Raw genomic sequence first — 13,014 nt, 5'->3', positions numbered from 1 at the left:
AAGGGCGGGCGAACCGACCCTGCCAAGGCCGCGCGGCCGGGCGATCATCGCGTTTCGCCCTCTAAAGCACGTATTTCGACAGGTCCGCGTCGCGGGCGACGGGGCCGAGGCGGGCCTCGACATAGGCCGCGTCGACGGTCACGGTCTCGCCGGCCCGGTCGGCGCCGGTGAAGGAAATCTCCTCGAGCACGGTCTCCATGATGGTGGCCAGCCGGCGCGCGCCGATATTCTCGATGCTGGCGTTCACGGCCGCCGCGGCGTCGGCGATGGCGTCGATGGCCGACTCCTCGAAGACCAGCGTCACCCCTTCGGTGGCCATCAGGGCCTGATACTGGCGCGGCAGGCTCGCCTCGGTCTCGGTCAGGATGCGCCGGAAGTCGTCGCGGGTGAGCGCGTCGAGCTCGACCCGGATCGGCAGGCGGCCCTGCAGCTCGGGCAGAAGATCCGAGGGCTTCGACAGGTGAAAGGCGCCCGAGGCGATGAACAGGATATGGTCGGTCTTCACCGGCCCGTATTTGGTGGCCACCGTCGCCCCCTCGATGAGGGGCAGAAGATCGCGCTGCACGCCTTCGCGGCTGACGTCGGCGCCGCCGGCCCGGCCGGCCTCGCGCCCGCGGGCGATCTTGTCGATCTCGTCGAGGAAGACGATGCCGTCGTTCTGGGCGAGGGCGAGCGCCTCGCGCACGATCGCGTCCTCGTCGACGAGCTTGTCGGACTCCTCGGCGATCAGCGGCTCGTAGGCGTCCGCCACGCGCAGCTTGCGCCGCTTGCGCGGGCCGGCCCCGAACGCCTTGCCGAGAATGTCGGAAAGATTGACCATGCCGACCTGCGCGCCGGGCATGCCCGGAATTTCGATCATCGGCGCGCCCGCCGCGCCCTCGCGCAGGTCGAGCTCGATCTCGCGATCGTCGAGCGCTCCCGAACGCAGCTTTTCAAGAAAGGCTGCGCGGGTCTTCTCGCCCGCCCCGTCCCCCACGAGCGCGGTCAGCACCCGCTCTTCGGCCGCGCGATGGGCGGGCGCGCGCACCTCGGCGCGCTTTTTCTCGCGCACCATGCCGACGGCGATCTCGACGAGATCGCGCACGATGGAATCGACGTCGCGCCCGACATAGCCGACCTCGGTGAACTTGGTCGCCTCGACCTTTAGGAAGGGCGCGCCGGCGAGCTTCGCCAGACGGCGCGAAATCTCGGTCTTGCCCACGCCGGTGGGCCCGATCATGAGGATGTTCTTCGGCGTGATCTCCTCGCGCATCGGGCCTTCGACCTGGCGGCGGCGCCAGCGGTTCCTGAGGGCGATGGCCACGGCGCGCTTGGCCGCGGCCTGGCCGACGATGAACCGGTCGAGCTCGGAGACGATTTCGCGGGGAGAAAAATCGCTCATTTTTCCTTTGGGACGCGAAGGCCAAGAACGCGTTCCATGTAGGCGATCAGCGCGGCCGGGAAAAGGCGCAGGCGAAAACGGGCGGCCCCGGGCCGCCCGCTTTCCGTACTATACGGGGGCGAAAGGCTTTCGCCTCAAGCCGCGGCGCGCGCCCTGCGCCGGCGCGCCAGGCCGAGCCCGGCGAGGCCGGCCAGAAACAGCGGCGCGGCGGCCGGCAGCGGAATCTCCGGCGCTTCGGTGACGATGAGCTTCTTCAGCTTGAACGTGTCGCTGTAATGGTCCGCGCCGATACCGAAGATCGTTCCGGCCGTCGACCAGATCGACGACAGCGCGAACCAGCCGTCCCAGGGAATGTCGATGTCGGAGAACAGCCAATCGAGCGCGCCGTCATTGTCGCTGTCGGCGAAAAATTCAAAATCGTCGTCGCTGCCGAAATAGCCGAATTTCACCCAATCAACGGTCACCGGCTTGTCGAAGGCGAAGATGACCACTTCCATGAGGCCCGAGCCGTCGACCGTGTGCTGACCGTCCGTGTCATGCGACACGCCCATGCCGCAGCAATCATAAATCACCGGACGCGCGCCGTTGCCGCCGGGCGTGACGACGCCGGACGAGTCGAAAATTCCCGCCGTGACGGTCAGCGTGACGCCGTCGACGGAGAACTGGTAGCCGCCGGGCACGCTGGTCGCGCCGGACGTCGAGCCGATGTTGAAGGTCGCGGCCTCGGCCGCAGCCCCGAGCGAAAAGGCGAAAGCGGCCGCGGCGGCGGCGCGAAATACGGCGTTACGCATGACGCGAATTCCCCCAAAACGTATGTGACCTGCCGGCCGGCATTAATTCGAAAATCATGACTTCGGTCAATCCTTTGTTATGGTTAAAATGAACTTTTATTGATATTTTACGTAAAAATTCTCCTTTACGTTGTGCAAGCGCCCTGCGCCGCCGCCGCCGGCAGGCGCCGTCAGCGGACCTGGACCTGAATCGCCGCGCCAAGCTCGCGATCGGCGAAGAACAGCGCGTCATAGGTCTTGCGCGCCTCGAGGGTATAAAAGAGCGACGGGCGCGTCAGGCCAGGGCAGGTCGTCGTGCAGGCGACCTCGGTCTCCTGACCCGGGCAGCGGCAGACCTCGATCACCTCGACGGCGGGCGCGGCCTTGCGCACCTCGTAAGGCGCCTCGCCGACATGGCCGATCGCGGCGGCGATTACGAGCTTCTCGAGCGTATCCTTGTCCGCGACGCCGGTCGCGGCGAACTCCGCGCCCGCGCGCACCGCATGGTCGAGCGTCATCTGCTCGTTATAGGCGAGGCCGAGATCGACCGTCACCGCGAGCGCGAAGGCCAGCGACGGCGCGACGAGCGCGAATTCGAGCGCGGCGCCCCCGCGACGATCGCCGCCGAAAGCCTTTGCCCTGCTGAATATCCGTGTGCGCCTCATCGACTCACCCCACCACGCGGACTATCTGGGCGGTCATGATCGGGCGCAAGCCCGGCGCGTCGCAGTCGCCGTCGATCGACGCCGCGCCCCAGAACGTCACGGTCGAGGCGACGATCCGCACGCACTCGCCCGGCCCGTGCGCGGCCGAGCCGGTATAGCCGACGTCGGCGGCGGGCGCGTAGATCGCGCCGGCGACGGCGACGCCCGAATCGCCGGTCAGCGCAAGCGTTCCTGCGCTGTCGCGCGCGGCGAAGATCGCCACCCCCGCATAGGCTCCGCTCTCCGGCGCCGCGATGTCGAGCGCGTAATCGCCGCTCACCTCGACCGACGCGCCGCCCGCGAAGTGCAGCATGACGCCCTCGCCCGTCATAGCCGCCTTGCCGTTGAAGCGGATCTTCCCAGGCCCGTCGAACACGTAAACGCCCGCCGACAGCGAAACGTCCTTGTTCACCACGCTTACGCCCGCGGGAACCTGATAGCAGCCCGGCGCGGGGGCGGCGGTCTTGCCGCCGGCGAGAAAGCTCGAAAAGGGCGCGCAGGCGCCTGTCGCCGGCGCCGGCAGGTCTTCGTACGGGTCGGCCGTATAAGGACCGTTTTCCAGCGGCGCGGCGCAATCCGTATAGAGAATGGCGCCGTGATGGTCGTCGACGCCTCCCGCGGTCGTCACGCAGGCCGCCTTCAGCCGAGCCCCTGCGCCCGTGACCTGAACAGAGTCGGGCGAACGCGAATTGGCCGCCACGTCGCAGGCGGAAAGCGTCACGTCCGCCGCACCGCCGAGCGCCACCGCGCCGTCCGCTGTCGGATGAAGCGCGAGCACGCAGGCGGGCCGGCCGCCGACGAGGCTCGCGGTGGCGCGCGCCTCGATCTTCATGGGCTCCTTGAAGAAGAACCCGCTGAACCGGCGCGGCGTAGTCTGGACGAGCCGCGCCTCGACTGTCATCGCCGCGCCGGCGTAAGGGCCTGCGGCGGGGGGAATGGCGAGGGCGAGCGCCGTCTCGTCGCCCTGAAACCCGCTGGCGCGCGCAACCGCATGGGCGACGCGCCGGATTTCCTCTTCGTCCGCGACGCCGGCCCGCATCTGCATCACCGCCGAATGGGCGGCCATGTCGGCGGCGTTCTGCACGCGCCGGCTCATCGCCTGCCAGTGGCTGAACTCCGCCCCGAAGGCGAGGCCCGCGAACAGCACCGGCAACGTCAGAACCATGACGATCGCCGCTCCTCCGCGCCGGTCGGCGAGAAAGGCGCGGACCGGGCCGAGAATCGCATCTGCGGGACGCGCCGTCGCAGCGGAGCCCGCCGCGCGCGCGCCGCCGGCGCCCTTCCCTCTATGCCGCCCCCTGATCATGGCCAACGCCCGCCTGTTCCAAGCCGCCGTCGCAGGATCGGGATCATCGCCGGGTCGGCGTTGCGGAACCGTTTAGAAACTTGATGAAAATTCGTCGTAAATTTTAGTCAGCTCGTGGCCGGCGCGTAGCGGACCGCCGTGAAGGTGAAGCCGCTCACGCCCTTGCCGAACTTGATGAGCAGATCGTGCTCGTAACGCACCTCGATCCGCTTGAAGGCGGCGCCGGAGATCGTCTCGTCCGTGAGATCGATCGCAACGTCTTCCTGCTCCGCATCGTGATATTTCGCGCGCACCGCCGCCTCGATGGCGCTTTCGGCCGCGGCGCCGTTGATGGTGACCGCGCGCGCGCCGGCCGCGCAAGCCGCGCTCACCCGGTTGCGCTCATAAAGCGCGCGGCCGACCTCGAACGTGCCGAGAACGGCGGCGAAAATCAGCGGCGAGACGAGCGCGAACTCGACCGCCGTCGCGCCTTTTTTCGACTTCGCGAACCTGCGCGCGCGCAAGCGCCTCATCGATCCGCCTCCTCTGTCAGCGCGCCTGCACCCGGATCTGCGCGGTCAGGGTGAATTCCGGGATGAACATGGCGTGGTAGGTCTTCGTCGCGGTGATGTCGTAGAAGGTCGAAGGCGGGCGCAGATTCACCATGCAGATCTGGTCGCAGGGAACGCCCGTCGCATCAGGACATTCGCAGGTCTTGATGACGTCGACCTCCGGGCGCTGCGTGTTGTCGACGTTTTCGGGGGCGTCGCTCGAATAGCCCGTCGCCGCGGCCGTCACGAACTCCTCGATCGTCGCCTCGTCGGTGACGTTGCTCATCACGAACTCGGCTCCGGCGCGCACCGCCTGGTCGAGATTCATCTGCTCGCCGAAAGCGAGACCGAAATCGGTCATCACGACCACGCCGCCGAGCAGGAAGGGCGCGGTGAAGGCGAACTCCGTCGCCGAGGTCGCGCGCCGGCTGGCGAGAAACCGCCGAACGGGACGGAAAAGCGCTGCGAACATGACCTTACTCCACGATGCGAATGCCCTGAGCGGAGCGGATTTCCTTCGTGCCCGAATTTGAGCAGTCGGTGTTGAACCCGGAATTGCCGATGAAGGTCACGGTGTAGCCGATGACCTGGGTGCACTCGCCGGGTCCGCTGCCGGTGGTGTTGCCGGAAAACTCGATATGCGTGTTCGTTCCGTAGACGGCGCCCACCATGGAGAAGTTGGATCCGCCGTTGATCTTGCTGTCCGGCGTGCCGTTGCGGTCGAAGTAGACGACAAGACCGGACCATGGTCCCGTCTTCGGCGCCGAAAGGTCGATGGTCGCGCCGCCGCTTATGTCTAGCGCGGCGCCGTCCGTCAGAAAAAGCGTGACGCCGTCGCCGCGAAGAACGGCGCCTGAATTGACTTTCCAGTTCCCGCCAGAGAGAACGTATATGCCGGAAGAAAGCTCGGTCGTACCCTGAATGTTTCCGCCGCCGCAGAACTTTTTGCCGATGACAGCGCCTGTCATGCTGTCAAGCGTCGGCGGGGGCGTCCCCGTTTTATGCGGATTGGTCAGAAACGCGTTTTTATCCGCGCCTGTCGCACAAACGGCTGCCGTCGAGGGCTCGGGAACGTCGCGATAGGGGTCGGGCGTGAGCGGGCCATGCTCGATCGGCGCCGGACAGTCGTTCAGAGTCACGTTGGACGAATTCTGGAAGCTGGTCTCGCCGACGGTCGAGATGCAGTCGGCCGTGATCGTCGCCGAGCCCTGCTGGGCGACGGCGTTCGACGCGATGGAGTTCGCCGCGAGATCGCATCCGCCGAGCGAGACGCTGGTCGAGCCCTTCGCCGCGATCGCTTCGGGCGCGGTCGGAGCGAGCGACAGCACGCAGGCGGGCCGGCCGTTTTCCACGCGCGCCGTCGAACGCACGGTGAAGACGACCGGGTCTTTCGAGAAGACGCCGGAAAACCAGCGATCCTGCACATGGTCGAGCGTCACCAGGATCGCCTGGTTGTCGCCGGCGAAGCCGCCGGAAGACGGCGGGTTTTCGAGCGCGATGCCCGCCGCGCCCATCCTGTAGCCGCCGAGCTCGGCGACCGCGAGGGCCGCGGCGCGCAGGTCGTCCTCCTCGTCGATTCCCTGACGGAGCTGGGTGGCGGCGGCGTGCGCGGCCGCGTCGGCCGCATTTTGAACCTTGCGCCGCTGAAGCTCCCAGAAGCCGAGCTCGGCGCCGAAGGCGAGCCCGGCGAGAAGAAACGGCAGCAGAATCGCCATCACCACCGCGGCCGCGCCGCGGCGGTCTTCCGCAAAAGCCGCGCGCCGGCCGGCGGAAGCGAGCAGCCGCGCTTTCAGCTTGCGCATGATCCGCATACGCCAACTCCCAAATCCGCGCGTCGCCGCAATCGGCGAGGCTCGACGCTTCTGCAAGGACGACGACGGAAACCTGACATGCGAGGCGCCCCGCGCCTGTTCATCAGGGCGCATCATCGCGCGCGCCCTGTTGCGGAAGGCTTAAGAAATCGCTTGCAATTCTTAACGGAACGGAACCGCCAGACGGCGCAGCGTCTTTAACGGTCGCGCCGGTTTTCGCGAAACCGGCCGTCGCTCTCCGCCCGCACGCGAAGTTATTCCCGCCTGATCGTCTCTAGGGTTAACGCATCGTTCGTGTAGACGCAGATCGCGGCGGCGATTCTCATCGCTTTCCTCACGATCTCCTCGGCGGAGAGCGCGGTCTCTTCATAGAGCGCGCGGGCCGCAGCGCGGGCGAAATCGGCGCCGGAGCCGACCGCGGCGACGCCGTGCTCGGGCTCGATCACGTCGCCCGCCCCCGACAGGATCAGCGTCGTGTCGGCGTCGGCGACGATCAGCATGGCTTCGAGCCGGCGCAGATAACGATCCGTACGCCAATCCCTGGCGAGCTCGACGGCGGCGCGCATGAGCTGGCCCGGATGGCGTTCGAGCTTGCCTTCGAGGCGCTCGAGCAGGGTGAAGGCGTCGGCCGCGCCGCCCGCGAAGCCGGCGATCACGCGCCCGTCCGCGAGCCGGCGGACCTTGCGCGCGTCGCCCTTGACCACGGTCTGACCGAGGCTCACCTGCCCGTCCCCGCCGATGGCGACGACGCCGTCGCGGCGCACGGACAGGATCGTGGTCGCGCGCAGGCGCGGCCCTTCGTCAGGAGCGATATCGCGCATGGCCGTCAGATGCGCCGCGCGGACCGCCCCGTCAAGCGCCCCCCTCGCCTCTTTCAGGACCCGTGCGCGCAGCCGCCGGCGCCGGCGAACTGCTCCAGCGCCTCGGCGTAACGCTGCTCCACCGGCGCGAACCGGCCCTGCGCCTCGTCATAGGCGCTGACCGCGCCGGTCCTGATGTCGTAGACCCAGCCGTGCAGCGCGAGGTCCCCCTTGGCGAGGCGCGCCGCGACGCTCGGATGGGTCTTGAGGTGTCGCAGCTGCAAGATCACGTTCTGCTCGAGGAGCATCCGCATGCGCGCGTCCTCGTCGGCCTCCGGCGCGAGCGTGTCGACGACCTCCACCGCGGCGCGCGCGTAAAGCAGCCATTCGCGCACATGCGGCAGGGCGTCGAGCCCTTGCGGATTGAGCGCCCCGCGCATCGCGCCGCATTCGGTATGGCCGCAGATCACCACATGCGGCACTTTGAGCGCGGCGACGGCGAACTCGATCGAGGCGGTCATCGCGCCGGTGTGGCTCGTATGCGGCGGCACGATGTTGCCGGCGTTGCGGCAGATGAAGAGCTCGCCCGGATCGGTCTGGGTGATCATCGCCGTCTCGACGCGCGCGTCCGAGCAGGTGATGAACAGCGCCTCGGGCGACTGGCCCTTGCTGAGCCGTTCGAACAACTCTTTCTTCTGCGGATAGACCTCGTTCTGGAAACGAATGACGCCGGCGGCGAAACGGGGCATGGCGGCCTCCTCTCAGGCGACGGCAGAGGTAACGCGCCGTCGCGGCGGGTCAAGAGCCTCCCGAAAAGCGGTTCGCAGATGCGGAAAAGCGCGCTAGGCTCGCCCCGCGGCCGGCGCCGGGGCCGCGGCCGAAACGGAAGACGAAGCGATGCGCGCCGCCACCATCGAACGCAAAACCCGCGAGACCGAAATCTTCGTCGCCCTTGAGATCGACGGGACCGGCGAGTACGACATCGAGACCGGCATCGGCTTTTTCGATCACATGCTCGCGGCCTTCGCCAAACATGCGAGCCTCGATCTCAAGGTGCGCGCCGAGGGCGATCTGCATGTGGACATGCACCACACGGTCGAGGATACGGGCATCGTGATCGGCCAAGCGCTGGCCAAAGCGCTCGGCGACTGCGTCGGCATCCGCCGTTTCGGCGCCGCCTACATCCCCATGGACGAAACGCTCTCGCGCGCGGCCGCGGACGTGTCGAAACGGCCCTACCTCGTCTGGAAGGTCGCCCTTTCCCGCCCCAAGATCGGCGAGATGGACACCGAGCTGTTCAAGGAGTGGTTCCACGCCCTCGCCATGAACGCCGGACTGACGCTGCATGTGGAGAACCTCTACGGAGAGAACACTCATCACATCGTCGAGTCGTGCTTCAAGGCGACGGCGCGCGCGCTGCGGGACGCCATGGAGATCGATCCGCGAGCGGAGAACGCCCCGCCGTCGACCAAAGGCGTGCTGGGCGGCTGACCGCGCTATCCCGCAATCAGTCCGTATACGGCGAAAACCGCCGCCGCGCCGCCGGCGAGCGAGGCCGCGAGAATGTAGCGCAGATGATCGCCCGTATGTCCCTGGCGGACCTGCTCGGCCGTCAGGTCGGCCGGCTCGCGGTTCGCCGTTTCGTCCGCGCTGACATGCAGGCAGGCGTGGTTGTCGGGATCGTCGTCCTCGATCAGATGGTGCAGGACGGAAGCCATGTGACGCGCCTCCTTGCGGCGTTCTGACGCAGGATGTTACGCCCCCCGGGCGCGGCGAGCAAACGCTCCCGGCCCGCCGCCGCGGAATGTGATGCCGCGCGGCCGCGCGCCGTTCCGCCTCGCCCGCCCCTTGTGTCATCGCCCGTTGACGCGCGTCGCGGCCTCGCGTCAACTCGCGCGCGGGGGTTGGGAGCGCCGCGTCTGTTGCGTGCCGGGCCCGCGCGCGGGGGCCCTGAGTGAATCGCTGCAGAGCAAAGGGGACTGCCTCATGAAATGGACGACATCAGCCGCCCGCCTCGCGGCCGGCGCCGCCGCCGGCGTTTTTCTGATCGGAACCGCCTCGGCGGGCGAGCTCGCCGACGCCTGCGTCGAGCGGCTCGCGGCCGACGGCCGCGATACGTCGGGCTGCGCATGCCTCGAGGAGAAGGTCGAGGGCGATCAGGCGCTGATCGACGAGCTGACCGCGCTCGGCGAGATCGACGATCCGGCCGCGCGTTACGAAGCGGCCTCCGCCGCCGCGAAGACGGTCATGGACGCCTGCACGCGCTGATCGTTTCGATTAGAAAACGGAAACATCGAGGGAGCGTCTGACATGACGAGAACTTTCGCCGCCGTCGCCGCGACGGCCTTCGCCGCAGCCGGCGTCGCGCCGGCCTTCGCTAATGAAATCGCCGCGCAATGCGAGGCCTATGTCGCCGAGCATGGCGGAGACTCGTCCGGCTGCCCGTGTCTGGGCGAGGCCGCGGCGAACGATCCGGCGCTCGCCGCGGCGATCTCGGCGATCGAAACGCCTGAGGATCTCGACGCCGCCGACGCCGCGACCAAGGAAGCTATCGCGGCCTGCTTTCCCGACGCGGACGTCTGAAGGTCCGCCGCCGAGATGCAGTTGAAGCGGCGCCTGCGGGCGCCGTTTCTTTTTGCGCCGCCCGGCCTTAAAAGCGCGAGCCATGACTGAAACCGTCGCCGTCGTCGATTACGGCTCGGGCAATCTGCGCTCGGTCGAGAAATCGCTTCAGCGCGCGGCGCGCGAAAGCGGACGCGCCGCGCGCATTCTCGTCACGGCTGACCCCGAGGCCGTCGCCGAGGCGGGCCGCGTCGTGTTGCCCGGGGTCGGGGCCTTCGCGGCCTGCATGGACGGGCTTTGCGCCATCGACGGCATGATTCCCGCCCTCGAACACGCCGTTTTGGCCGAGAAACGACCCTTTCTGGGCGTGTGCGTCGGGATGCAGCTTCTGGCTGAGAAGGGCCTCGAGTTCGGCGCGCGCGGGGGGCTCGGCTGGATCCCGGGCGTCGTGCGCCGCCTGGAGCCTGACGATCCCGCCTGCCGGGTGCCCCATATGGGCTGGAACACGGTGCGCGCCCGCGCGCCCCATCCGGCTCTGAAGAGCCTCGACCACCGCCCGCAGGACTTCTACTTCGTCCATTCCTATCATTTCGCCTGCGAAAATGACGCCCATATGCTTGGCGTTACGGAGTATGGCGGGCGCATCGCGGCGATCGTCGGGCGCGACAACCTGCTCGGCGTGCAGTTCCACCCGGAAAAGAGCCAGGCGGCGGGCCTCGCCCTGCTCGCCGATTTTCTCGCATGGCGGCCATGACCCGACCCCTCGCCCTCTATCCGGCCATCGACCTCAAGGGCGGGCGCTGCGTGCGCCTGCTGCGCGGCGAGATGGACAAGGCGACCGTCTATAACGACGACCCCGCGGCCCAGGCGCGCGCCTTCGCCGAAGCGGGGTTCGAGCGCCTTCATATCGTCGATCTCGACGGGGCCTTCGCCGGCCGGTCCGAGAACGCCGCCGCGGTCGCGGCGATTCTCGCCGCGACCGCGGCGCGCGCCCAGCTCGGCGGCGGGGTGCGGAGCATGGACGCGGTCGAGGACTGGCTTTCGCGCGGGCTCGACCGCGTCATACTCGGCACTGCGGCGGTGCGCGACCCCGCCTTCGTCAAGGCCGCATGCCGGGCCTTTCCGGGCCGCATCGCCGTGGGCGTCGACGCCTGCGACGGCCTGGTGAAGACCGACGGCTGGGCCGGCCATACCGGCCATACTGCGATCGAGATCGCCCGGCGCTTCGAGGACGCCGGCGTCGCGGCGATCATCTACACTGACATCGGCCGGGACGGGGCGCTCGCCGGCGTCAATGTCGAGGCGACGGCCGCCCTGGCCGCGGCGCTGTCGATCCCTGTCATCGCATCGGGCGGAGTCGCCGGACCCGAGGACATCCGCCGCCTCGCCGGCGCCCATCCCAATATTGAAGGGGTCGTCATCGGCCGGGCCCTTTATGACGGTCGCCTCGACCCCGCCGAAGCGCTGGCGGCGGCGGGCGAGGCGGCGCACCCGATGCGCCCATGACGGGCGGGGCCGCGCCGGCTATGCTTCAAGGCGCAGTTGAGTAACGGGGTCGCCGCCGCCATGGCGCGCGCTGGGGTCGAGCTTGAGATAAAACTGACGGGCGCGCCCGAGACCGTCGCCGCGCTTGTCGGCGGGCGCGCGCTCAAAAAGGCTGCGAACGGCGCAAGCGTGAGTGGCGCGGAGGGCTGGGCGCGGCTCGTCTCCACCTATTACGACGCGCCGGACGGCGCGCTTGAGAAGGCCGGCGTGGCGCTGCGGCTTCGCGAAAAGACCGGCGCGCGCGTGCAGACCGTCAAGCGCGACGAGGCCGGCCGGATCGAGCGCGCGGAGGAAGAGACGGCCCTCGCGCCCGGCGCCGTCTTTCCCGCTCCCGTGCGCGACCCTGATTTCGCTGCGCTGATCGAGCCCGTGCGCGGCGCGCTCATTCCCGTCGCCAGAACGGTTACGGACCGCTGGACCTGCACGATCGAGCAGGGCGGGGCGCGCATCGAGGTCGCGATCGATCTCGGCCGCGCCGAGGGCTGGCGGGACGGCGCGCCGGTCGGCGCCGCGCCCATCGCCGAGGCCGAGTTCGAGCTTGCGGCCGGTGAGGGCGACGCGCTGTTCGCCTTCGCCCGGCGTTTTCTCAAGGATGCGGCGAAGGACGGCGCCGGGCCCTGGCGCCTGTCGATCGAATCGAAAGCCGCCCGGGCGCGCCGGCTCGCCCGGCCTTTCACGCCGATCGCGCCCGACCCGGCGCTCGTTCTGGATGCGGAAGGAACCGCCGCAGACGCCTTCGCCGCCGCGCTCGTCCATGCGGCGCGGCGGATCGTCGACTGCGTGCCGGCGGTGCTCGACCATCGCGCGCCGGAGGGAGTCCATCAGATGCGCGTCGCCTTGCGCCGGCTGCGCGCGGTCGAGCGGCTCTTCCGCAAGGCGACGGCCGGCAACGAGACCCGCGACCTCGCCCGGCGGGCGCGCGATCTGGCGAAGGCGCTCGCGCCCGCGCGCGACTGGGACGTTTTTCTGGAAGAAACCCTCGCGCCGCTCTTCGCCGAGAAGGCGGACGATCCCGGCTTCGTCGCCTTGAAAGCCCGCGCCGAAGCTCTGCGCGCGCAGGCCTGGGCCGAGGCCGTCGAGGCCGTGGCCGCGCGCGATTTCAGCCTGTTCGCGCTCGATCTGATGGAGGCGGGCTGGGCCCGGCCCTGGGCCCGGGACGGGAAGAATGGAGCGAAGAACGGCGCGCTCGACGCGCCGGTCGCCGCCTTCGCCGCGGCCGCCCTCGATGCGCGCCTCGAAGCGGCGCGCGTCTTCGCCCCCGATATCGAAAAGGCGAGCCCGGAAGACCGCCACCGCCTGCGTATCGAGCTCAAGAAGCTGCGCTACGCCGCGCAGACCTTCCGCTCGCTTTATCCGCGCAAGGCGCGCAAGGCCTATCTCGCCGCGCTGTCGAAACTGCAGGACGCTTTCGGCGCCCTCAACGACGCGGCGGTCGCCCAGCGGCTTGCCGGCGAGGCTGCGATGGGGCAGGGGAAGGACGCCGCGCGCGCGGCCGGCTTCGTGACCGGCTATCGGGCGCGCGAGGCCGAAGTCAAAGCAGGCGAGGCCGGCGCGCGCTGGCGCGCGTTCCTCGATCTCGATCCCTTCTGGCGCGACGGAAAATAG

At 68.9% G+C, this 13,014-nt stretch carries 16 protein-coding genes; 6 read left to right on the top strand and 10 right to left on the bottom strand.

The features are described 5' to 3' along the window. Positions 1–61: 61 nt before the first annotated feature. From hslU to CHB64_RS02685, 9 genes are all read right to left on the bottom strand, one after another. Entirely contained in the window at positions 62–1,381 is a 1,320-nt protein-coding gene (gene hslU / locus CHB64_RS02725) for an ATP-dependent protease ATPase subunit HslU (protein WP_089411035.1), read from the bottom strand. A gap of 134 nt (positions 1,382–1,515) precedes the next feature. Beyond that, positions 1,516–2,172: a VPLPA-CTERM sorting domain-containing protein gene (locus tag CHB64_RS02720; protein ID WP_089411034.1), complete on the bottom strand. Its 657-nt coding sequence runs from the start codon at positions 2,170–2,172 to the stop codon at positions 1,516–1,518. Between the two features lie 170 nt (positions 2,173–2,342). Continuing rightward, the gene (locus CHB64_RS02715) at positions 2,343–2,816 is read right to left on the bottom strand and encodes a TadE/TadG family type IV pilus assembly protein (RefSeq protein WP_089411033.1); all 474 of its coding nucleotides are present in this window, start codon (positions 2,814–2,816) and stop codon (positions 2,343–2,345) included. 4 nt (positions 2,817–2,820) lie between these two features. Next, positions 2,821–4,161, bottom strand: coding sequence for a TadE/TadG family type IV pilus assembly protein (locus CHB64_RS02710; protein WP_089411032.1), 1,341 nt, complete (start codon positions 4,159–4,161; stop codon positions 2,821–2,823). 107 nt (positions 4,162–4,268) lie between these two features. Continuing rightward, positions 4,269–4,673, bottom strand: coding sequence for a TadE/TadG family type IV pilus assembly protein (locus tag CHB64_RS02705; RefSeq protein WP_089411031.1), 405 nt, complete (start codon positions 4,671–4,673; stop codon positions 4,269–4,271). A 16-nt stretch (positions 4,674–4,689) separates the two neighbouring features. Next, positions 4,690–5,163 (bottom strand): TadE/TadG family type IV pilus assembly protein, encoded by a 474-nt coding sequence (locus CHB64_RS02700; RefSeq protein WP_089411030.1) that lies wholly within the window; start codon positions 5,161–5,163, stop codon positions 4,690–4,692. Positions 5,164–5,167: 4 nt separating this feature from the next. After that, complete coding sequence (locus CHB64_RS02695) at positions 5,168–6,502, bottom strand: TadE/TadG family type IV pilus assembly protein (RefSeq protein ID WP_159462387.1); 1,335 nt, start codon at positions 6,500–6,502, stop codon at positions 5,168–5,170. Between the two features lie 254 nt (positions 6,503–6,756). After that, a complete protein-coding gene (gene hslV, locus CHB64_RS02690) occupies positions 6,757–7,323 on the bottom strand; it encodes an ATP-dependent protease subunit HslV (protein WP_089411028.1) in 567 nt (188 codons plus the stop codon). Between the two features lie 53 nt (positions 7,324–7,376). Further along, a complete protein-coding gene (locus tag CHB64_RS02685; RefSeq protein ID WP_089411027.1) occupies positions 7,377–8,051 on the bottom strand; it encodes a carbonic anhydrase in 675 nt (224 codons plus the stop codon). A gap of 148 nt (positions 8,052–8,199) precedes the next feature. On the opposite strand from CHB64_RS02685, the gene hisB reads away from it, so the two are divergent. Next, entirely contained in the window at positions 8,200–8,793 is a 594-nt protein-coding gene (gene hisB, locus CHB64_RS02680) for an imidazoleglycerol-phosphate dehydratase HisB (RefSeq protein ID WP_089411026.1), read from the top strand. A gap of 5 nt (positions 8,794–8,798) precedes the next feature. On the opposite strand, the gene CHB64_RS02675 is transcribed toward hisB, so the two are convergent. Further along, positions 8,799–9,020: a hypothetical protein gene (locus CHB64_RS02675; RefSeq protein WP_089411025.1), complete on the bottom strand. Its 222-nt coding sequence runs from the start codon at positions 9,018–9,020 to the stop codon at positions 8,799–8,801. A 268-nt stretch (positions 9,021–9,288) separates the two neighbouring features. Here CHB64_RS02675 and CHB64_RS02670 point away from each other — a divergent pair, with 268 nt between their 5' ends. The 5 genes from CHB64_RS02670 to CHB64_RS02650 all read left to right on the top strand — a co-directional run bounded on the left by CHB64_RS02670 (position 9,289) and on the right by CHB64_RS02650 (position 13,014). Beyond that, a complete protein-coding gene (locus CHB64_RS02670; RefSeq protein WP_089411024.1) occupies positions 9,289–9,570 on the top strand; it encodes a hypothetical protein in 282 nt (93 codons plus the stop codon). Positions 9,571–9,612: 42 nt separating this feature from the next. Next, positions 9,613–9,885: a hypothetical protein gene (locus tag CHB64_RS02665; protein WP_089411023.1), complete on the top strand. Its 273-nt coding sequence runs from the start codon at positions 9,613–9,615 to the stop codon at positions 9,883–9,885. Positions 9,886–9,967: 82 nt separating this feature from the next. Further along, on the top strand, positions 9,968–10,618 hold the full coding sequence (gene hisH, locus CHB64_RS02660) for an imidazole glycerol phosphate synthase subunit HisH (protein ID WP_089411022.1): 651 nt from the start codon (positions 9,968–9,970) through the stop codon (positions 10,616–10,618). Next, positions 10,615–11,370, top strand: a complete 756-nt coding sequence (gene hisA / locus CHB64_RS02655) for a 1-(5-phosphoribosyl)-5-[(5-phosphoribosylamino)methylideneamino]imidazole-4-carboxamide isomerase (protein WP_089411445.1) — start codon at positions 10,615–10,617, stop codon at positions 11,368–11,370. Before hisH ends, hisA begins: the two co-directional genes overlap by 4 nt. Before the next feature lie 36 nt (positions 11,371–11,406). Then, positions 11,407–13,014, top strand: a complete 1,608-nt coding sequence (locus CHB64_RS02650; RefSeq protein ID WP_143265923.1) for a CYTH and CHAD domain-containing protein — start codon at positions 11,407–11,409, stop codon at positions 13,012–13,014.

It is taken from the genome of Amphiplicatus metriothermophilus (assembly GCF_900199215.1).
GTDB classification, from domain to species: Bacteria; Pseudomonadota; Alphaproteobacteria; order Caulobacterales; family Parvularculaceae; genus Amphiplicatus; species Amphiplicatus metriothermophilus.
The sequence above is the reverse complement of the archived record's forward strand: the minus strand, read 5'-3'. Positions and strand labels throughout refer to the sequence as shown.